This is a genomic window from Paenibacillus sp. AK121, from assembly GCF_019042715.1.
GTDB lineage: Bacteria > Bacillota > Bacilli > Paenibacillales > Paenibacillaceae > Paenibacillus > Paenibacillus polymyxa_C.
Genome location: NZ_JAHPJM010000006.1, coordinates 273,172 through 291,721 on the forward strand (window position 1 = coordinate 273,172; position 18,550 = coordinate 291,721).

Below are 18,550 nucleotides of genomic sequence, written 5' to 3' on the forward strand. Positions count from 1 at the left end.
TCCTTCTTAAATCACTTTATCCTTGATATGTGTTTGGGCAAAACCTGGCGGGTTAAACCAGTCTCCACTTTGTGCCCAGGTCGGGTCCAGCGGTACCCACTGATCCTGTCCGCTCAAATATACCTCATTCCAGGCATGGGACCCGTATCCTCCCTGTCCGTTGTATCCAAGGCCTGTTACAACCTTGACCTGTAGTCCCTGCGAACGAGCCATCATTGAGTAAAGGCGGGCATAATCAATGCACACTCCTTTACGTGTATCAAACGTATCTCTGGGAGTCTGTTCATGCCAGTCACCACGTTGCTCATAGGCTTCCACCTTACTGTAATCATAGCTAATGCGGGTGCCTACCCATTCATACAACGCTCTGGCTTTTTGCTCGTCACCGCTAGCCCCTTCTGTAATCTTGGCCGCTGCCTGAACGATATCGCTTGGAATGTCCCGGTCGATTATTTCATATTTGCGCTGCATGATACCATTCAATTCCTTGGTAACAGCCTGCGTAAATACGGGCAGCTTATCCTTAATCAGAGTCCCGGACAACGGCTCAATGACCGATTGCGCACCTTGCTTATAAATCGGCGAAGCTTGTACGTAGCTGCTAAACCCGCTGTCTGGATACAGACTTACGCCTATGAACAGCAGGGCTATGATCATCATGGCACGAGCTCCACCAATAAGAGTACCTATGCCGGCCCCTGCCACTCTGCTGAAAAAGCCCGATTTCTTTTGATGCTCATGGAGGGAGGAATCTGATTTGCCACCTACCATCAACACATAAATGGCACGCAGTATAAACTGGGCAATAGCATAACTGAGCATGAACAATACGGCAAACCGCAGCAGCGGAAAGCCCTCTATCCCCGCCACAAGCGTATAATAAAATTGCTCAATCCCACTTAGTTTTCGCTGCGGCAAATGCTCCATGTAAGCTGCCAGCCATTGTTGCACCTTCGGTGAAAGCCACATGGCTAACCCGAGCGAGCACAAAATGCCCGCCACAGTGAGTATGCCATCCACAATGAGACTAAACAGCGCACCTACAGATCTGGAGGCCCCTCGCCTCCACCCCTGTATCAACGACAATGCTACGATGGCGATCAGAAACACCGTCACGCCATTCCAATGAAGAATAGACTCCAGCCAGGATGGGTTCATTGTGTTCCTCCTGTCTCTACGGCGACTGTGGCTGCTGTACAGCAGCCAAGTCTTTCGCGCTTTCGATATATTTCTTGACTGTGTCACTCATACTCCATTCGCCCAGCGACATTCCCTGAAACCATACCTTGACCTTGTCCCCCTCAAACGGACCCTTTACTTCCAGGTTGGAACTGGTCACTGTAAATGTACCATCTCCGTTGGAGGTGTATTTGGCGTTTTGCCCCTCTTTTATCATCATGTTCAAAGCCTCGCTCTGAACCTTGTTAATTGCATCATCCTTTGCCTGAGTCACGACCTTGCCAACCTGTTCAAAGGAAATACCACTGTAGACTAGCAAGCCTGCAATCACAACAATGACGATCAGCCATTTTACGAGAGTTCTTACAATCTTCAATATGACTAACAATAGGACAAGCCCAATCACTATATACAGCCAGTTATCCTGAACGATCTGCCAATTATGTTCCAAAAACTCTGACCAGACGTTCTTATCCATTCGCTACACTCCCGTTTCCAACTACATGATTCAAATTGCAAAATTGTCTCTGTAATTATACATGATTACGCAATGTCCTGTCAGCTTAGGTCTTATACATACCTTGTCATTCAATTCTTGTCCATACAAAGTGGTCTATGTTCGTCCATTCTGGCGTACAACTTAGGAAGGGCCATTACGAAGTAACATGGAAGTTTACATTAAGGAAAGGGGGTCATTCACATGAAAACAGCCCTCTGGCTGTATCTCTTCTTGTTCATTGCCTTTTTTGATCTGCATGCACAATATCCTATTTTGACACCATTCGCAATCTCTCTGGGGGCAGCCCCTACCTTTATCGGTTGGATGATGGGGATTTACTCTCTAACTCACCTGCCTGGTAACTTGATGGCAGGTCCCAAAGTCGACAAACACGGCAGTCGCCGATATATTATGTTCAGCCTGACAGCTGCAGGCCTGATCCTGATCATTCAATCGTACATCCATACACCGTGGGAATTACTTTTTCTGCGTGCGATTAGTGGCTATGTGTTGGCCTTTTTATCTCCAGCCTGTCTGGCCATGCTGGCGCAACTGTCTGATCATCCGGTTACCCAGGGCAAATATATGTCGGGACATGGTGTCGTCCACACGTTGGCCTCTGTTCTATCTCCAGCCGCAGGCGCATTTATCGTTGCCAGCTTTGGCTTTAGCGAGACATTTAGTTCCCTTGGTATCATTCTCGTAATCACGGGGCTTATGGCTTATTTCACCTTACCCAAAAAAGCACCCGCTCCGCAGGCCCAATTATCTGATGGTCATACGACACCCGCTCCACTCTCGCCAGCACAGACGCGGTTACCATTCAATTGGCGTTACCTGCTTCTACCTTTTGTTTTGGCGTGCGCACAAGGCATTTTATTTTACGAGATCCCATTACGAAATAATGGTTCTGCGTCCATGATGTCCACCGGATTGCTCTTTTCCATCATTAGTTTGGGAGCACTCTGTACGCTCAGTTTGCTTTTTCTGAACAAATATTCACCGATGGTAAGGCTACTTTGCGGCATTATTCTGATGTCTTTAAGCTTCTACGCACTCGCCACTACGCCCGAAGCGATAATAGGCATTATCCTGTTTATTTTGGGAACAGCCAAAGGCATCATTTTTCCAGCGCTGGCCTCTCTCTTCATACGGATTGGAGGTGCTCGATTGGGCAAAACCTTTGCCCTGCAATCCATTGCAACGTCTATCGGCTCCTTTGCCGGGCCTGTACTGGCGGGTCAGCTTCCGGATCACATATCTCCTTTTTTTATCGCATTTCTGATTCTGATGACTGGCCTGCTATTCGTTCCCATTCAGCGATTATCTCCTACACCACCACTGTCTGCCCCGGGTCCTTACCATTCCTAGTTACAACTAAGGGGACATGCTGAGATTCTACCTTTAAAGCCCAAAATAAGTTCTAGAGGGCATACGCACAGTACCTAATCCCCTACTCAACATAGACTAATTTGACTGAACAATTTATTTACAAAGGGAGGTGCAGCCCGTGAGCCACTGTCATCCTGTAAGCCCTTGCCCTGTTTTCGGCACTTCGACTGGTATCATTCTTGTTCTTTATGTTCTGCTCGTCATCATTCTTCGTACTTGCTGGATCTGATGTCTGATATGCCCTAATATGCTGGCTATGTACCCATGCCTGCCACTTCTGGCAGGCTGTTTTGTTGTTTTTTGCATGAGAACCCCTTTTAGAGCTAAACTATACACATATTCTTTCATTTCCCGGGGAATTTCGAGCACAGGCATCAAGCAAGGGGTGAGCAAAATGGCGATAACCGTGATCGTCGAAGGAAAAAATGACCGCAGTAAACTCCGCCGATTACTCGATCCGGAGGTCAACATTTTATGCACCTTCGGCACACTAAACTCTATAAAATTGGAATCCCTCCGCCAGCGGACTAAGCATGACGAAATATATTTATTTATGGACAACGACAGCTCAGGAAAAAAAATAAGAGGGGTGCTTGCAGACGCTTTTCCAGATGCACTTCATATGTATACACGCAAAGGCTATGCTGGTGTAGAAGGTACTCCGGATGAATATGTGATTGCCCAGTTGGAAAAAGCAGGGCTTGAGGAATACATTATATACCCTCCTGTTCTTTAGTCCTGTAAATAAAAAAGCTGTCCTCAGGTCAATTTCATGCCTGTTGGACAGCTATATAGTGCACCATTACCAATGCCTCTAAGATTGGTATTAGAACTTATGAACCGTATCAACAATCATCAGCAAGAAGCTGAGTGTCAAATGGTTAATGGAAAAGAAAAATACTTTTTTTGCCCAAGAATCCGTTTCTTCTTCCTTAATCGTAAAGCCCTTGAAGGCATAAAACGCCCAAAGCACGGACAATAACACGGACACGATCATAAAAATCATACCGGCGTATCCATAAGCATACATAAGGATGGGTACCGGAATCAGCAGCACAATATAAGGAATCATCTGAATCTTAGTCCGATGGATACCTTTCACGACTGGCAACAATGGAAATCCTGCTGCGCGATATTCCTCGACTCTGCGAATGGCAAGTGCCCAGAAGTGAGGCGGTTGCCATAAGAACAGTAGTGCGAATAAGAGCCAAGCGCCCATATCAATACGGCCCGATGCGGCCACATAACCAATTACCGGAGGCATAGCCCCAGAAATACCGCCGATGGATGTACTCCATGTAGACGAACGTTTCAACCAGAGCGTATAGATGCCAACGTAGACAATCATACCTAATATGCCCAGTAGCCCTGCCTTCACACCAGAGAAGGAGAATAAAACAGCCAACCCGACGATGCCCAAAATAATAGCGTATGACAGCACCGTTGTGGGGGTCAGACGCCCAGTCGGCAGTGAGCGGTTACGTGTCCGCTCCATCTTCAAATCCAACTCACGGTCAAAGTAGTTGTTAAAGACACAAGAAGATGCCATAACCAACATTGTACCTAGAAGTGTAAGAATTAACTTTATATAGTCAACGTCCCATTGCGATGCTAACCAAAAACCACCGAAGGCTGCAACCAGATTAGTACGAAGGATGCCTGGCTTGGTAACTGTAATAAAATCTTTCCAAGTGCCCGCCTTGCCGGGTGGTTTAGATTTTACAGAATAGGTAGCCGCATCCGAAGAAGTCTTATAACTAATATTATCCATTGTGAGTAACTCCCCCTTAGAGATGTATGAATTCGGGAGTAAGTTGAACTCCGATATAAATTTTATCATATACCTACCCCAAAAAGTTTGACAGAAAACGCACAAAACGTTCACAATTCAGATGGCAAATCACCCCTGTTGATCGTTTACAGTAAATTTGGGTAGTAATAAGTACAGGAAACAATACAAAAGGAGCGACAGATATGGATACAGCCACACACTTTGTCATGGGAGTCGGGTTGGCCGGGCTGGCCTATACTGATCCTGTCGTCGCCGGAGATCCCAAGCTAGCAGCAGTCATACTGCTCGCTACAGTCGTAGGGTCACAAGCTCCGGATTTCGATACCTTGCTTCGGTTGAAAAATAATGCAGCCTATATTCGCAATCACCGTGGACTGTCGCATTCTATCCCCTTCTGGTTGATATGGATCTTGTCCATAACGGGACTGATTTGCCTGATCTTCAGGGATGTGCCCCCGGGTCATGTAGCATTATGGGTAACGATCGCCGTCTGCCTGCATGTATTCACAGATTTATTCAATACGTACGGAACTCAGGCATTTCGGCCGTTTACGAATAAGTGGATATCTTGGAATATCATCCATATTTTTGACCCCTTTATTTTCGGCACTCATGTTGCTGCGATAATGCTATGGGTCACCGGATTGGTTCCGCCCGCTCCCTTATTTATTACGCTGTACGTCATTATTGGCCTGTATTACATTTGGCGAACCTGGAGTCATTTTATTACCAGAAAAGCGGTACGTGATATGGACAACAAACGTCAGGAAGGCGACACCTATTATATCATTCCCACGGTATCATGGAACCGGTGGCATGTGGTAAAAGCTCATCAGAATGGAAGCTATGACATTGGTGGATTAAATGGTAAGCATTTATTTTGGACGAAACACGCAACTCCATCCACACACCCAGCCGTAGAAGCCTCCACATCCTATCGCGATGTGCAAGCATTTCGCTATTTTTCTTCCTTTGCCGTCGCCGAGGTGGAAGAACTGGAGTGGGGTTATATTGTGCGATGGGGAGACGTCAGGTATCGACACCGGAGGCAATATCCATTCGTGGCGGTGGTCGCGATGGATAAGCAATTCGGACTGATCAACAGTTATATCGGATGGCTCAGTGACGAAAAAATGCAAAAACGTCTTTCCCTGCATACGAATTAAAAATATTTACAAGCTAACAATAAGCCGCAGTGACTTACAGACAGCAAGTCTCCCTTAAACGGGGGCTTGCTGTTTTTTTGACCATTCCCGTAAAAAAGCATCTCATGTAAGCGCCCTCTTGACGAAGCAGACTGACGTGATTCACAATGGTCATAAGCATGCGCAAAAAAATCCGGAGCATGATCGCTCCGGATTTCCTTCATCACAGCTGCTCATAATACAGCTTCCAAGATGGGAGTGTTTATGTGTATTACTGCAAGCGGCTGCTGCCCGACAAGGATTGTTCTGCTTGTTGGACCAGCTTTTTCGTGATGTATCCCCCAAGAGAACCTGTTTCGCGGGAAACGACATTACCGAAGTAACCGTCCTGAGGGATGGTGATGCCCAGTTCTTGAGCTGCCTCATATTTTAATTGTTGTAAAGCGGCGTTGGCCTGCGGTACTTGCAGGTTGTTTGAACGACGTCTGCTCATATTTGAATCTCCTTTCAGTTCTTTGTGAGTGAGGTTCATTGCAAGCTTGCAAGATTATTATGGCTCACTTACATCTACTTATTCCTGAAATTCAACATTCGAAGGCTGGAGGTTTTTACCATGAGCAAAGGTCTATCCCTATGGTTCGCCGTTTCATCCATTGTCCTGCTGACAGCAGCCGCTATATCCATCAGCTATTCTGCATGGCTTGCTATATTACTGGGGCTTTTATCTGTCGGCAATATCGGCTGGGGCTTCGTAATCAAGGCCCGACAACGTCGCTCTTAAGTCAATTTGTAGAAGACCCCATCTGTCTTGTCTTCAATAGGCTCTAGCGTACACGTGGCAAAAAGCCCATACGCTCTTTGACCGCAGACAGCGTGACTTCAGCAGCTTCTTGAGCACGCTCTGCGGATCGGGCCAAAATATGTCCAATTTCACCGGATTCCCGGATATCGCGATAGCGCTGCTGAATTGGTTCAAGCATAGCTACAACCGTCTCTGCCAGTTCTTTTTTAAATGTCCCGTACATTTGGCCTTCATAACGATCCTGCACTTCTTGGAGCGACAAACCGGAACACTGGCTGTAAATGCTCATTAGATTACTAATTTCCGGTTTATTGGCCGGATCATATTTAACTTCACTGCCCGAATCGGTAGTGGCGCGGCTGATTTTTTTGCGTATAACTTTCGGATCGTCCAGCAGCGCAATAAAACTGCCTGCATTCGGATTACTCTTGCTCATTTTTTTGGATGCATCATCCAGGGACATAATTCTCGCCCCTACTTCAGGAATATACGGCTCGGGAACAGTAAAATAATCTCCATAACGGTGATTAAAGCGGCCCGCCAAATCCCGTGTCAGCTCCAGATGCTGTTTCTGGTCATCACCTACTGGGACAAGATCCGCATTGTAGAGCAAAATGTCGGCTGCCATTAACGACGGATATACGAACAGCCCTGCTCCTACGGAATCCTTGCCAGCAGACTTGTCCTTAAACTGAGTCATACGTTCCAGCTCGCCCATATTCGTCAGTGTCGTCATCAACCATCCCAGCTCAGCGTGCTGAGGAACATGGGATTGTAAAAAGACGTTGGATTGCTCTGGGTTAATACCCGCTGCGATAAATAATGCCGCCACCGCCTCCGACTGCTCGCGTAATTGAGCTGGTTCCTGCGGTACGGTAATCGCATGAAGATCTGGAACCATAAAGTAACATTGGTGATCCTCTTGCAATTTAACAAAGTTTTTCATTGCGCCGATGTAATTACCCAAAGTAAGTTGTCCACTAGGCTGAATACCTGAAAGTACGGTTTTCATATTCTTCCTCCTCCGTTTATTTCAATATTTTAGAACGCAAAAAGGCCCCGCATCCTCAAGGGACGCGAGACCGTGGTACCACCCTTATTCATTGCCGTCAGCCTATTAGTTGTCGGAGCTATCCCCCGTGGCCGCTGCAATCTTAAAGCTCCGTTAACGGGGAGCAATCGGCCGTCATACTGAGGAAAGCAAAATCCTGTTCTGTGCGGCACTCCAAGGTCCATTCAGCAGTGCAGGCTCACCGGTTCTCATCCACCACCGGCTTTCTGAAGAGCTTATGCAAAAGCTTACTTGTCCTCATCATCGTGTTATCCATGTCATTTCTTTCTAAGCTACATTAATGATAATTCCGCTTACTGTTATTGTCAAATGGCGATTGTGCCATATGACCAAAAATCTGTTATCATAATGACACGAAGCTTCAACCGATTATAGTGGACAAAGGAGCATGAATATGAAACAAGTGACCAAAGAACACTGGAACGGTTACGACACGTATGTTTTACATAGTGGTGAATTGGAAGTTACAATGATCCCTCGTCTCGGGAATAATATTATTTCCGTGCGTGATCTGAAGCTGAACCGGGATATCGTACGTCGACCTGGCGAGGAAGAATTGGCATTTTATTTACAAAAGCCATATCATTTTGGCTTACCTATTTTGATTCCTCCTGGCCGAATTCGCAAAGGACAATTTGAGTTTGACGGCGTCCCATATCAGTTTGACCGTAATACAGCCAACGACAATCATATACACGGTCTGCATCGCAATCAATCCTGGCGTTGCAGCGATATTGAAGAGGATGAAGATGGTTGCAGCGTAACAACCGAGCTTCTGACAGAAAGTGATCCGCACTGGATGGAACAATACCCCATTCCTTTGCGGCTGGAAATGACGTATCGTTTGCAGGGCACCCTATTAAGTCAAACGCTGCGCGTCACAAATCTAGGTGAAAAAACAGCCCCATTCGGCTTGGGATACCACACTTGGTTTATGGTGGATGGAGAACCTGAGCGCTGGCGCCTGAAGCTACCGGTGAATGGAGTATACGAACAGGATAGTGAGCAGCTGCCTACAGGTGTCATTACTTCTTTAGATCATTTGGAACAGCTCTCCTCAGGTCTATCTCTGAAAGGAACAAATTTGGATACTGTGCTGCGAGCAACGGAAGGCCCTGCTGAAGCTGTTTTGACTCGTGATGATGGCTATCAAATCCGCTACACAGCAGATGAGCAATACTTTAAATATTGGGTGCTATATACCAAAGGGGAATGCGATCAGTATCTTTGCATTGAGCCTTATACCTGGCTATCTGATGCTCCCAATTTTCCAGACCCAGTCGGAGATGGTGGGTTGATCCGTCTGGAGCCTCAACAATCCATCGACCTCAAAACTCAGATTCATATCATATATCCGTAATTTCCCTATAGTCACTTTTCTTCCTTCGGCGCATATTTTCATAACTCTGTCGCATACTAACCTCATCACAGCCGAAGGAGGTGACTACACATGTATGAAGCCAATCAAGGCAGAGGACGTCGTAGTAATACTCTAGTCGTTCCTCAAGCCAACAACGCATTGCAACAATTGAAATATGAAGCTGCGCAAGAACTGGGCATCACCATTCCGGCAGACGGTTACTATGGTGATATGCCGTCCCGTGAAGCTGGGTCTCTGGGAGGCTATATCACTAAACGCTTAGTACAGCTGGCCGAACAGCAATTATCCGGTCGTTCAGGTCAATAAGCGTCATTATTCCACATGAGCATCCCGTTATCGTAATTTACCAAAATACGTTATAACGGGTATATAACAAAGGCGGTCTTCATAAGAAGACCGCTCTTTACTTTGCTCTTTTTAATGTCGATGATTATTCAGATTTAGCCGCGCGATATGTAGGCTTGTTATAGCGGATCATGAGATTCGCCATGTTGTAGTTGGATTCTAAGGTTGCATCTACCAAGATTGTTCCTTGTCTGATGGCAAAATCGAAAGCAATCTCACCATGAGTCCAGCTACGCTTGTGATTTAGCGTTTCCAGAGCCATACGCCGAAAATGATCCCGATGCTGTACAGATAAGCCTGGTTCTACTGCTGCAAATGTGCCACCTTTGCCTGCAATTGGATTATGCCGAATCCCAAATTTACCAACTACATTATTCCGTATTTGTACAAATACGATGCCTGACGATAAACCCGCCAGTTCATTATCCAATTCTTTAAAAACGATATCCATCTGCCTCGCCAACGACAATTGACCTACTTCATCCATCAAAAAACCCTCCTATATACCTTGTATTAAAATATTTAATAGGTCTTACGACTCAATTATATGCGAAGGTTTTTAAGCTTACAATCAAATTCAACATAATTGGGTATTTATAACTATTTTCTAAGTATATCCATCATTTTAAATTTCGCTAACAGGTAGTGTCAATTACACTTCGACATTTTGCGACTTTATTCATCATCCTCTGCAAAAATCACAAAAAAGGCCCCCCTTACGGGAGACCTTCTAAAATAACTCGGTTATTTTGTCATTTGCAAAAATTGCTCAATATCCTGAACAGTAACTTGTGCGGCGTTACGCCAGAAGTCAGCCTGTGTTAAATCGGTACCCAAGTGCTTGGAGGCCAGTTCTTCTACTGTCATGCGACCTGTATCACGCAGCAAAGCATCATATTGGTCGGCAAAGCCATCCGAATTTTCCTTCGCAAAAGCGTAAATCCCTGCACTGAACATATACCCGAATGTGTATGGGAAGTTGTAGAAAGGAGTTTCCGTAATATAGAAGTGCAACTTGGAAGCCCAAAAATGAGGATGAGCCTCATCCAGAACATCACAAAACGCTTCACGCTGCGCTTCTTCCATCAACTCACTTAATTGCTGTGCTCCTACAACACCTTTTTTCCGCAGTTCGTAAAAACGGGTTTCAAATAGGAAACGGGCATGAATATTCATGAAGAAGGCTACACCACGCTGAATTTTATCCTCCAGCAAAGCTACCTTCTCCTGACCCTCAGCAGCTTCCAGCAAAGCATCTGATACAATCAGTTCTGCCAGCGTCGATGCCGTTTCAGCCACGTTCATAGCATAATTTTGATTCAATGGATGCAATTCATTCATCACATGCTGATGATAACCGTGTCCGAGCTCGTGGGCCAGTGTCGAAACGTTGGATGGTGATCCGGCATAGGTCATAAAAATACGGGTTTCTTTGCTTAGACGCAAAGATGTACAAAACCCGCCTGGACGTTTGCCTGGACGATCCTCTGCTTCGATCCAGCTTTTCTCAAAAGCCATCTGGGCAAAGTCAGCCATTCTCGAACTAAATTTACCAAATTGCTCAACAATCGTTGCGGCTGCATCGTCGTAAGGGATTTTAGTGGTTGATGTTCCCAGCGGAGCTTCAATGTCATGCCAGGACAGTTTTTCTAAGCCTAGAAGCTTGGCTTTCCGCTCCAGGTATTTAACTACAATAGGCTTGGTTTCATTAATCACTTGCCACATCGTGTCCAACGTTTGGGCTGACATACGGCTGATTTTCAGCGGTTCCTTGAGCACGTCTGTCCAGCCTCGGTTTTCATATAGCTTGAGGCGGAAACCTGCCAGATGATTCAGTGTATCGGCGCAATAGTCCTCAACCTGAGTCCATGCCTCTTCCCAACGTGCAAATACGTCTTTACGTACGCTGCGATCTGCTTCATCCAGCTTATTAGCTGCCTGACCCACAGACAAGTTTACAATCTCACCATTTTCAGGCACAGGGATCGTCATATTTTTGACAATGGTATCATAAAAGTCACCCCAGCCATGGTAACCATCCACTGCCAAATCCAATGCAAGGCTCTCCAGCTCAGGAGCCATTTTTTCACGCGCTTCGTTCCGGTATTCAGTCAGGACAAAAGAAATCGGCTTGATCGCTTCGCGCTCCATCCACTTCTGCCAAATGTCTTCACTGGTTTGTGCCAGCAAGTTCTGAAAAGCGACTAAAGCACTTTTCCCTTGGGCATATAATGAATTGACACGCGCCCCCAGTTGAACAGCCAGCTTGTCATGCTGATTTTGAGCAGTTAAACAAGATACAAAAGAACCTGCCTGCGATGCTCCATTAAACAGCTCCTGTATGCTATTCAGAACACTATCCAGACGCTCGGTATCCAACACCGTTTGTGGCACTTTGGCTACTTTAAGCTGGGATTGCAGCTGTTGGACCTTGCTCTCCAGTTCTTCCAAAAATGCATGAAATGAGGCAGAGGAAGAGCCTCCGCTAAAAATAGATTCCAGATCCCAAGTTTGCTTTAACGGTGTTTTCATAATAGTTCCACCTTTCTTTTTTGGCGAATTCATGTGGTTTCATATACAATAAAGCTACATCGTGATGATACAATCACTACAATTAGGAGGAAAACAGGATGAGACCCTTACAAATTTCGCCGGAAACGGCTGTGAAATTATCCGAAAAACTCGGCATTCCGCTGGAACACCTTATGCATACACCCCAGCACATTTTGATGCAAAAGCTGGCCGAACTGGCTAAAGAAGACACCGCTGGCTCGAACGGCGGAGAATCGGACAAATCATGATTCCTTTTGATAAAACCTGGCCTTATGACATTGTCATGGGAGATGTTTATGTACAGTCTTGTCCGTTTTGCAATCATGATAACGTCTTGCTACCCCTGAAGCCCAAAGAGCTTAAGCTCATTCATGAAGGCATGAAAAAGCTGCTTGTGTTTCCATGCTGCCATAACAAGGTTACTTTGGTGGATTGTGACGACGATTATTTGCTGTCAGATACCACGTTGCGCCATCATTAACTTATGAGGCAGTTGCAAGATAAGATAACTCGTTTTACAAACAAGGTGTGAACCATGAGCCTAGATCGCTCATAGTGCACACCTTTATTTCTTCAAGAGGAGCTTGCGTTCTGCATTTCCTCAGGTAGCTGGAAGTTTTTTGCCAGCATTTGTTCACGCAGGACAGACCACTGTTCACGAGAAGCTCTAATCATCGCTGCATCCATAATTTTCTTGTCATTAATGACACGCGAAAACCAGCGCACTGCTTCGTTAAAGTTACCCGTACGTCGATGCAGTTCACCAATCAGATAAAGCAGTTTGGCATTATTCGCACCGACGCCCTCCAGCTCATAGACTCGAACATAGGAATCCAAACTAAATTTGAGAAAGCGAAGCTCCTGCTCCTCATTCCCCTGGTATCTGTACATCCATGCAATATGCTGCAATAGACTGGCTACTACGCGTTCCTTTTCTCCGATGACCTGTGCACAGAGTAAACCCAATTTGTACGTTTCTAATGCCTCTTCCCAGCTACGATGCCCGCCATATTCGCGAGGCTGCCAGCGATTACCGATTTTATCCTTAAATAGCTTGGTTTGCTGATCACTTAACTGAACGGTAGAGTGCTCTGTGGAAGTAAATCCACAATGAGGACAGACCCGTACGACATAAAAATCCGGATTTTCGTTCTTATAATAAGCGCAAAAATCTGAATCGGTACGAATAGCCTTCTTTAGGCTTGGTCTGACACGGGATGTCTGAAATTCTTGTTCGCACTGTGGGCAGACGATTTTGATCTGATATAACGGTTCAAGTTCCAATGTTTTTACAACCCTCTCCAAAATTCGGCAATCCCCGAAAGCTTACGGGGTATTTACAAAATGATGCGCAGGACCGGACAAACGACTAAGTATGATGGAACGAAGCGGCTCCTCAATTCCCGTATCCCTTAACGCATCTGCCATACAAGACAACCATGCCTCTGCTCGCTCCTCCGTCACGGGGAACTTCATATGTCTGGCACGTAACATCGGATGACCATATGCATCAGAAAAGAGGGACGGCCCTCCAAAAAACTGGCTTAGGAACATAAACTGCTTTTCCTTTACCGGCTCCATGTCTTTAGGAAACAGGGGACTTAACAACGGATCTTTATAAACTCTCGGGTAGAAGGCCTCAATAATAGCACGAATACCTTCTGCACCCCCAAGGTTGTCATAAATGCTCAGGCTAGGATTCACTTTTCCTCCAACTTTCTGTGCTATGGTAATAAATATACACTCGTATTATAACAAAAAACAAAAAATGACGCTAAAAATAAGCGTCATTTTATCAATTTAACATATGAAGAGGTTTGCTTCGCTGCACATCGCTTCGTCATTCCATGAATTCCACTAATAACTCCGCCAATCCTCTTCACCGGGATGGACGAGAGAGGCACGAATTACATACACAAAAGCACATACAAGCAGACCGGCAACGATACTCATCCTGATCACTCCATCCTTAAGGTTATGGAATCGTTGTTTTTTTATTTTAACATACTCTTTACAAAAAAACAGTATTCCATGTAATCGTTTTCTTTACTTTTTTGTACTCTTTGTCCATCCCCGACATAGGTATAATAGTACAACTCCAAAGGAGGGGCCTCTATGTCGCTGTATCGCCGTTTCTCGCTTCCTTTGCTCATCCTTATGCTGTTATTCCTATTCATACTGATGGCCGCGTATCCGCAATCTTCTCTGAATGCCGGGCTTCGCGGTCTTGCCATCTGGTGGGATGTGCTATTCCCGTCCTTATTCCCATTTTTCGTTATTTCCGAGCTTCTTCTCGGCTTTGGAATTGTTCATTTCATAGGTGCGCTACTGGACCCACTGATGCAACCTCTATTCCGTGTACCTGGCTGCGGGGGGTTTGTCGCTGCGGTCAGCTGTGCATCCGGCTACCCTATAGGGGCCAAATTAACCGCAAAGCTGTGGGAGCAAAAATGGATCACACGCATTGAAGGTGAACGTTTGGTCGCGTTTACGACTTCCTCTGATCCGATATTTCTGATCGGTGCAGTTTCGGTTGGCTTCTTCCATCAACCCGAAATTGCACTCGTACTGGGAGCGGCCCATTACGGTGGTGTTCTCATCATCGGATTACTCATGCGTTTTCATGGTTCCCGTTCAGAAAAAAACGATATTCGCAGCGAACGTTCTCAGCCTCCTCAAAAAACCTGGTCGAAGTCTGCTAACACAATAACAACAGGTCGCAATAAGCAGCCTGGACCACTGCGCCAAGCGTTATATGCTATGCATACAGCACGTTTGGAAGACGGACGTCCATTGGGTGAGTTGCTTCGTCAGGCGATTGCTTCCTCCCTACGCCTTATTATTGTCGTAGGAGGGCTGGTTGTATTCTTCTGCGTCATTTTAGAAGCTTTGACGAACTCTGGCTTAATGAGCGGGCTACATCTGCTTACGGCTAGCCTATTGTCTGCCTGTGGTCTTCCTCCTGCATTAACAGAGTCCATCGTAGGTGGTATTTTTGAAGTCACTTTAGGTGCGCAAGCTGCAGGTGGAGCCGCAGCAGCGGCATTACCGTTCAAGGTAGCTGCAGCAGCTTTTGTTCTGTCCTGGGGCGGGCTATCGGTCCATGCACAGGTTGCAAGTATTTTAAATATGACGAATCTCCGCTATATGCCATTTTTGCTGGCCCGGGCTGCGCATGGGATCATCTCCGCACTGCTAGCTCTCGTGTTATGGCGCCCGTTAATGGGACAGGGAAGCTCTCCGGTCTTTTCTCCGGTACATGATATCGCATGGTCCCCTGGCTTCTCGTCCGCTATGCTACTGCAAAGTCTGCTGCTTCTTGCTTGTATACTGACTGGAATGCTGGCTCTCTCCTGGTTAAGCGTGGGTACAAATCGCTTATTCGTACGATTGAGAGGAATACACCGGCAATGAACGATTGTGTTCTTGCTCATAATTGATTATGATCGGTATATACCCATGACAAAGGAGCTTTTCATCTTGAGATATTATGTTCTGGATCGCGGGGATCAGCACTCCATGGACTTGAGTCAGCAATTTCACCGTCTTGCCCAAGAAAAGAATTTCAAGCTGGATGCCGAATCGCCGGAAATCGTCGTGTCTATAGGAGGCGATGGTACGATGCTTCATGCGTTTCATACCTTCATTGACCGCATTCCGGATATAGCCTTTGTTGGTGTACATACCGGTCATCTGGGCTTTTACGCGGATTGGCGTGCGGACGAGCTGGAGGAGCTAATCCACCTGATGAGCCAAAGCGGATCTGAGGGACCGCTTAACCCGAGAATCGTTAAGTATCCACTGATTGAGTTGGAAATTCACAAGAAATCAGGCAATGCTTCTTTTATTGCCCTGAATGAGTTTACGTTAAAAGGGGTAGATGGCACGGTCGTTGCCCAAGTAGATATTAACGATATCACCTTTGAAATGTTCCGGGGTGACGGTATATGTGTTTCTACACCTTCAGGAACGACCGCCTATAATAAGGCACTTGGCGGAGCTATGGTTCACCCTACCATCGAAGCATTGCAATTAACTGAGATCGCTTCCATTAATAACCGTGTGTACCGGACACTGGGATCACCACTGCTACTGCCAAAACATCATCATTGTGATATTTTTTCACGGAAAGATCAGCGTCTTCTACTGACAGTAGATCACCTGAACTTTCCTGTGGATGACTTAATCTCTGTTCGATGTCAGGTTGCAAGTCAGAAGATCAGCTTCGCTCGTTACCGTCCTTTCCCATTTTGGGATCGGGTACGCAACGCTTTTCTCAATTAGAACTTGTAAAAGAGCCGACTCCGGCTCTTTTTTTAATTGATCAGGAGGGCATATCCCCACTTTAAATAGGCAAAAAGTTGGTCATAACATTGGTAGCTTTGGAGAAACTTACAAACAAAACGGCTCCTGAAAATTCAGGAACCGTTTTGTTGTGGAGATGTGAATGTTTTATTTTTTTGACGCTGGCCCTCGGGTTCACGCGAGACACGAACTTGCCGTCCCTCCCGATTTTCCTTGGGCTGGCGATCATAGCGTGGCCCACGCGATTCTTTTTTATCGAAATTTCCTTGCGGATTGCGCTGCCTACGTGGTTCACGGGCTTGCTGCCCTTCCCCCGAACTTCGCCCATCCTTTGCTTCACGCGGTTCTCTTGGCTGGCGCGAATCACGTGCTTCACGCTGCCGATTTCCTTCACGTCCTTCTCTGGATGGCCGACTTTCGCGAGCTTCACGTGGCTGTCGTTCACGCACTTCCTGAGCATCCTTCGGTTCCCTACGTTGCAACTCGCGTGGTTCACGGGCTTCTGAAGGCTGTTCCACTCGTGACTCCTCTGTAGCTGCGGAATCCTGCTGTGGTTGCGGCCATTCCGTTTGTCCAGCTGAAGGCTGCGATACCTCTTGGCGCTCTTCGGAATCTAACGTTCCCGCTTGTTCCCTTTGAGCATCTACCAACTGCTGGATGTCGGGAGGAACGAAGTCATCACTGGTGCCGTTCTTATTTTCAACTTCACGGCTTTTTTGCAGCACAAAATAGGCACAGCCAAAATTGCAGTATTCATTAATATAATCGTCCAATACCACAATGGATGTATCCTTATTGGCTTTGGGGTGCCCCTCTCGATAAAACCCCTTCAGGCGAAGCTGATTGTAACCCCAATCGCCAATAATGTAATCATAGCGATCCAACACTTCACTATAGCGATCACGAAAGGCTTCGGGATTCCACCCGTTCTTGTGATCCTGCAACACTTCATAGTTTTTACCACCGATTTGAAACAAGCTATTCTGACCGCCTTTCCCGGATCAAACCTGCGAAAGGGCGCTTTCTTCCTTATGCTGAGCGGCCGACTTCACCTGCTCATGCGCTTGGTAGGAGCTGCGGACCATCGGACCGGATTCGACGTGGCTGAATCCTCGCTGTAATCCCTCTTCCTTTAACTTCGCAAAATCTTCCGGTGGATAATATTTTTGCACATATAAATGTTTCTCGGACGGCTGCAAGTATTGACCAATTGTCATAATGTCACAATCGACTTTGCGCAGATCATCCATGGTTTGTATGATCTCGTCCCACTCTTCTCCGACACCTAACATGATGCTTGATTTCGTTGGGATCGCCGGATTTAATTGTTTTGCACGTTGAAGCAGCTCCAGAGAGCGATGGTATTTCGCTTTAGCCCGAACCTTGTCGGACATGCGTTCCACCGTTTCAATATTATGATTGAGAATATCGGGCTTGGCATCCATGACGATTCGCAGCGACTCAATGTCGCCCATAAAGTCGGGAATCAGTACTTCTACACTGCAAAAAGGCAATCGGCGGCGAATCGCACGAACCGTTTCTGCAAATATTGTAGCGCCCCCATCTTTTAAATCATCACGTGCCACACTGGTTACGACACAGTGCTTTAGATTCATGTTCTCAGCCGCTTCTGCGACGCGTTCAGGCTCCTGCAAGTCCAGTTCCGTAGGCATTCCCGTATTTACTGCGCAAAAACGACACGCACGCGTACAAATATCACCCAAAATCATAAATGTAGCTGTCCTGTTGGCCCAGCATTCATATATATTAGGGCACCGTGCCTCCTCACATACGGTATGTAATGTCTTGGAACGCATCATGCTCTTGATTTCCTGATAGTTATCGCCTGTCGTAAGTTTAATACGAATCCAGTCGGGCTTAGCTTCCTTCACTTTTTTAGACAATGGCATAGACCTTCTTTCTGATGTGCTTAAGCTGTCATTGCCATACATTATAGCATGAAAGCCATGGAAAAACCTCCATTCATTGTTCCCTTTTTGATATGACATTGATGCCGGAAAAAGTAAACTCTTGAGATGGATAAAAGCGGCGGATATGGCTCAATCTAATCAAAAGCGCCCTATT

General features: G+C 46.2%; 21 protein-coding genes and 1 other annotated feature. Of the genes, 10 read left to right on the top strand and 11 right to left on the bottom strand.

Features of this window, described 5'->3' with window-relative positions; translation table 11 throughout:
- Nucleotides 1-6: 6 nt before the first annotated feature.
- Nucleotides 7-1,158 carry a transglutaminase domain-containing protein gene (locus KSP24_RS13720; RefSeq protein WP_040102935.1) on the bottom strand — a complete coding sequence of 384 codons (1,152 nt, stop codon included), beginning with the start codon at nt 1,156-1,158 and terminating at the stop codon, nt 7-9.
- A 16-nt stretch (nt 1,159-1,174) separates the two neighbouring features.
- A complete protein-coding gene (locus tag KSP24_RS13725) occupies nt 1,175-1,657 on the bottom strand; it encodes a hypothetical protein (protein WP_013372925.1) in 483 nt (160 codons plus the stop codon).
- Between the two features lie 222 nt (nt 1,658-1,879).
- On the opposite strand from KSP24_RS13725, the gene KSP24_RS13730 reads away from it, so the two are divergent.
- Nucleotides 1,880-3,049 (top strand): MFS transporter, encoded by a 1,170-nt coding sequence (locus tag KSP24_RS13730; RefSeq protein ID WP_064963471.1) that lies wholly within the window; start codon nt 1,880-1,882, stop codon nt 3,047-3,049.
- Between the two features lie 415 nt (nt 3,050-3,464).
- On the top strand, nt 3,465-3,806 hold the full coding sequence (locus tag KSP24_RS13735; protein ID WP_040102932.1) for a toprim domain-containing protein: 342 nt from the start codon (nt 3,465-3,467) through the stop codon (nt 3,804-3,806).
- Between the two features lie 90 nt (nt 3,807-3,896).
- Here the strand turns inward: KSP24_RS13735 and cyoE are convergent, their stop codons facing one another.
- The gene (cyoE, locus tag KSP24_RS13740) at nt 3,897-4,841 is read right to left on the bottom strand and encodes a heme o synthase (protein WP_013372928.1); all 945 of its coding nucleotides are present in this window, start codon (nt 4,839-4,841) and stop codon (nt 3,897-3,899) included.
- Between the two features lie 203 nt (nt 4,842-5,044).
- On the opposite strand from cyoE, the gene KSP24_RS13745 reads away from it, so the two are divergent.
- Nucleotides 5,045-6,028 carry a metal-dependent hydrolase gene (locus KSP24_RS13745; RefSeq protein WP_025674151.1) on the top strand — a complete coding sequence of 328 codons (984 nt, stop codon included), beginning with the start codon at nt 5,045-5,047 and terminating at the stop codon, nt 6,026-6,028.
- Between the two features lie 250 nt (nt 6,029-6,278).
- Here the strand turns inward: KSP24_RS13745 and KSP24_RS13750 are convergent, their stop codons facing one another.
- Entirely contained in the window at nt 6,279-6,500 is a 222-nt protein-coding gene (locus KSP24_RS13750) for an alpha/beta-type small acid-soluble spore protein (RefSeq protein WP_013311857.1), read from the bottom strand.
- A 120-nt stretch (nt 6,501-6,620) separates the two neighbouring features.
- Here KSP24_RS13750 and KSP24_RS13755 point away from each other — a divergent pair, with 120 nt between their 5' ends.
- Nucleotides 6,621-6,788: a hypothetical protein gene (locus KSP24_RS13755; RefSeq protein WP_016324694.1), complete on the top strand. Its 168-nt coding sequence runs from the start codon at nt 6,621-6,623 to the stop codon at nt 6,786-6,788.
- Nucleotides 6,789-6,831: 43 nt separating this feature from the next.
- Here the strand turns inward: KSP24_RS13755 and trpS are convergent, their stop codons facing one another.
- On the bottom strand, nt 6,832-7,821 hold the full coding sequence (gene trpS / locus KSP24_RS13760) for a tryptophan--tRNA ligase (protein ID WP_216975424.1): 990 nt from the start codon (nt 7,819-7,821) through the stop codon (nt 6,832-6,834).
- Nucleotides 7,822-7,876: 55 nt separating this feature from the next.
- Nucleotides 7,877-8,134, bottom strand: a binding site (T-box leader).
- 141 nt (nt 8,135-8,275) lie between these two features.
- On the opposite strand from trpS, the gene KSP24_RS13765 reads away from it, so the two are divergent.
- Both KSP24_RS13765 and KSP24_RS13770 read left to right on the top strand, forming a co-directional pair.
- Nucleotides 8,276-9,241 carry an aldose 1-epimerase gene (locus KSP24_RS13765; RefSeq protein ID WP_216975425.1) on the top strand — a complete coding sequence of 322 codons (966 nt, stop codon included), beginning with the start codon at nt 8,276-8,278 and terminating at the stop codon, nt 9,239-9,241.
- Nucleotides 9,242-9,331: 90 nt separating this feature from the next.
- Entirely contained in the window at nt 9,332-9,568 is a 237-nt protein-coding gene (locus KSP24_RS13770) for an alpha/beta-type small acid-soluble spore protein (protein ID WP_013372934.1), read from the top strand.
- Nucleotides 9,569-9,692: 124 nt separating this feature from the next.
- On the opposite strand, the gene KSP24_RS13775 is transcribed toward KSP24_RS13770, so the two are convergent.
- Together KSP24_RS13775 and KSP24_RS13780 are read right to left on the bottom strand one after the other, a co-directional pair.
- Complete coding sequence (locus KSP24_RS13775; RefSeq protein ID WP_013372935.1) at nt 9,693-10,094, bottom strand: hypothetical protein; 402 nt, start codon at nt 10,092-10,094, stop codon at nt 9,693-9,695.
- Between the two features lie 257 nt (nt 10,095-10,351).
- Nucleotides 10,352-12,139 (bottom strand): M3 family oligoendopeptidase, encoded by a 1,788-nt coding sequence (locus KSP24_RS13780; RefSeq protein WP_013372936.1) that lies wholly within the window; start codon nt 12,137-12,139, stop codon nt 10,352-10,354.
- A gap of 98 nt (nt 12,140-12,237) precedes the next feature.
- Between KSP24_RS13780 and KSP24_RS13785 the strand changes: the two genes are divergently transcribed.
- The gene (locus KSP24_RS13785; RefSeq protein WP_013372937.1) at nt 12,238-12,408 is read left to right on the top strand and encodes a YycC family protein; all 171 of its coding nucleotides are present in this window, start codon (nt 12,238-12,240) and stop codon (nt 12,406-12,408) included.
- Complete coding sequence (locus tag KSP24_RS13790; protein ID WP_013372938.1) at nt 12,405-12,641, top strand: hypothetical protein; 237 nt, start codon at nt 12,405-12,407, stop codon at nt 12,639-12,641. Before KSP24_RS13785 ends, KSP24_RS13790 begins: the two co-directional genes overlap by 4 nt.
- A 92-nt stretch (nt 12,642-12,733) precedes the next feature.
- On the opposite strand, the gene KSP24_RS13795 is transcribed toward KSP24_RS13790, so the two are convergent.
- Nucleotides 12,734-13,444 carry a DUF2225 domain-containing protein gene (locus KSP24_RS13795; protein ID WP_017427265.1) on the bottom strand — a complete coding sequence of 237 codons (711 nt, stop codon included), beginning with the start codon at nt 13,442-13,444 and terminating at the stop codon, nt 12,734-12,736.
- A 42-nt stretch (nt 13,445-13,486) separates the two neighbouring features.
- Nucleotides 13,487-13,864, bottom strand: coding sequence for a globin domain-containing protein (locus KSP24_RS13800; protein WP_058830383.1), 378 nt, complete (start codon nt 13,862-13,864; stop codon nt 13,487-13,489).
- 411 nt (nt 13,865-14,275) lie between these two features.
- Here KSP24_RS13800 and ylbJ point away from each other — a divergent pair, with 411 nt between their 5' ends.
- Together ylbJ and KSP24_RS13810 are read left to right on the top strand one after the other, a co-directional pair.
- Entirely contained in the window at nt 14,276-15,574 is a 1,299-nt protein-coding gene (ylbJ, locus tag KSP24_RS13805) for a sporulation integral membrane protein YlbJ (RefSeq protein WP_064963476.1), read from the top strand.
- A gap of 66 nt (nt 15,575-15,640) precedes the next feature.
- Complete coding sequence (locus KSP24_RS13810; RefSeq protein ID WP_013372943.1) at nt 15,641-16,444, top strand: NAD kinase; 804 nt, start codon at nt 15,641-15,643, stop codon at nt 16,442-16,444.
- A gap of 134 nt (nt 16,445-16,578) precedes the next feature.
- On the opposite strand, the gene KSP24_RS13815 is transcribed toward KSP24_RS13810, so the two are convergent.
- Nucleotides 16,579-17,442 carry a YutD family protein gene (locus KSP24_RS13815; protein ID WP_013372944.1) on the bottom strand — a complete coding sequence of 288 codons (864 nt, stop codon included), beginning with the start codon at nt 17,440-17,442 and terminating at the stop codon, nt 16,579-16,581.
- Between the two features lie 24 nt (nt 17,443-17,466).
- The gene (gene lipA / locus KSP24_RS13820) at nt 17,467-18,369 is read right to left on the bottom strand and encodes a lipoyl synthase (RefSeq protein WP_016324696.1); all 903 of its coding nucleotides are present in this window, start codon (nt 18,367-18,369) and stop codon (nt 17,467-17,469) included.
- Nucleotides 18,370-18,550: the final 181 nt, after the last annotated feature.

What these genes read in the sequence shown, in the direction of transcription:
- KSP24_RS13725 (WP_013372925.1), bottom strand. Translation starts at nt 1,657, where the DNA reads ATGGATAAGAACGTCTGGTCAGAGTTTTTGGAACATAATTGGCAGATC.
- trpS (WP_216975424.1), bottom strand. Translation starts at nt 7,821, where the DNA reads ATGAAAACCGTACTTTCAGGTATTCAGCCTAGTGGACAACTTACTTTG.
- KSP24_RS13785 (WP_013372937.1), top strand. Translation starts at nt 12,238, where the DNA reads ATGAGACCCTTACAAATTTCGCCGGAAACGGCTGTGAAATTATCCGAA.
- cyoE (WP_013372928.1), bottom strand. Translation starts at nt 4,841, where the DNA reads ATGGATAATATTAGTTATAAGACTTCTTCGGATGCGGCTACCTATTCT.
- KSP24_RS13765 (WP_216975425.1), top strand. Translation starts at nt 8,276, where the DNA reads ATGAAACAAGTGACCAAAGAACACTGGAACGGTTACGACACGTATGTT.
- KSP24_RS13720 (WP_040102935.1), bottom strand. Translation starts at nt 1,158, where the DNA reads ATGAACCCATCCTGGCTGGAGTCTATTCTTCATTGGAATGGCGTGACG.
- KSP24_RS13745 (WP_025674151.1), top strand. Translation starts at nt 5,045, where the DNA reads ATGGATACAGCCACACACTTTGTCATGGGAGTCGGGTTGGCCGGGCTG.
- KSP24_RS13730 (WP_064963471.1), top strand. Translation starts at nt 1,880, where the DNA reads ATGAAAACAGCCCTCTGGCTGTATCTCTTCTTGTTCATTGCCTTTTTT.
- KSP24_RS13790 (WP_013372938.1), top strand. Translation starts at nt 12,405, where the DNA reads ATGATTCCTTTTGATAAAACCTGGCCTTATGACATTGTCATGGGAGAT.
- KSP24_RS13750 (WP_013311857.1), bottom strand. Translation starts at nt 6,500, where the DNA reads ATGAGCAGACGTCGTTCAAACAACCTGCAAGTACCGCAGGCCAACGCC.
- KSP24_RS13755 (WP_016324694.1), top strand. Translation starts at nt 6,621, where the DNA reads ATGAGCAAAGGTCTATCCCTATGGTTCGCCGTTTCATCCATTGTCCTG.
- KSP24_RS13775 (WP_013372935.1), bottom strand. Translation starts at nt 10,094, where the DNA reads ATGGATGAAGTAGGTCAATTGTCGTTGGCGAGGCAGATGGATATCGTT.
- KSP24_RS13780 (WP_013372936.1), bottom strand. Translation starts at nt 12,139, where the DNA reads ATGAAAACACCGTTAAAGCAAACTTGGGATCTGGAATCTATTTTTAGC.
- KSP24_RS13735 (WP_040102932.1), top strand. Translation starts at nt 3,465, where the DNA reads ATGGCGATAACCGTGATCGTCGAAGGAAAAAATGACCGCAGTAAACTC.
- ylbJ (WP_064963476.1), top strand. Translation starts at nt 14,276, where the DNA reads ATGTCGCTGTATCGCCGTTTCTCGCTTCCTTTGCTCATCCTTATGCTG.
- KSP24_RS13770 (WP_013372934.1), top strand. Translation starts at nt 9,332, where the DNA reads ATGTATGAAGCCAATCAAGGCAGAGGACGTCGTAGTAATACTCTAGTC.